Below are 627 nucleotides of genomic sequence, written 5' to 3'. Positions count from 1 at the left end.
TTAAGCAATGATCTTGGCCACGACGCCGGCGCCGACGGTACGACCGCCTTCACGGATGGCGAAGCGCAGGCCTTCTTCCATGGCGATGGGGTTGATCAGCTTGACGGTGATCGACACGTTGTCGCCGGGCATGACCATTTCCTTGTCGGCTGGCAGCTCGATGGCGCCAGTCACGTCGGTCGTGCGGAAGTAGAACTGAGGACGGTAGTTGTTGAAGAAAGGCGTGTGACGGCCACCTTCGTCCTTGGACAGCACGTACACCTCGGCGGTGAAGTGCGTGTGCGGCTTGATGGAGTTGGGCTTGCACAGCACTTGGCCGCGCTCCACGTCTTCGCGCTTGGTACCGCGCAGCAGCAGGCCGACGTTGTCGCCAGCCTGGCCTTGGTCCAGCAGCTTGCGGAACATTTCCACGCCGGTGCAGGTGGTCTTTTGCGTATCACGGATACCGACGATTTCGATTTCTTCGCCGACCTTGATGATGCCGCGCTCGATACGGCCCGTCACCACGGTGCCGCGACCGGAGATCGAGAACACGTCTTCCACGGGCATCAGGAATGCGCCGTCCACAGCGCGCTCGGGCGTGGGGATGTACGAGTCCAGGGCTTCGGCCAGCTTCATGATGGCTTC

General features: G+C 61.7%; 1 protein-coding gene. It reads right to left on the bottom strand.

Annotation, left to right across the window (positions count from 1 at the left end; genetic code table 11):
• A partial coding sequence (locus tag AC27KI_RS26755; protein WP_487116928.1) for an EF-Tu C-terminal domain-related protein occupies window positions 1–627 on the bottom strand: 627 nt, incomplete at its 5' end.

The organism is Acidovorax sp. KPB24-03, from assembly GCF_057546605.1.
The sequence above is the reverse complement of the archived record's forward strand: the minus strand, read 5'-3'. Positions and strand labels throughout refer to the sequence as shown.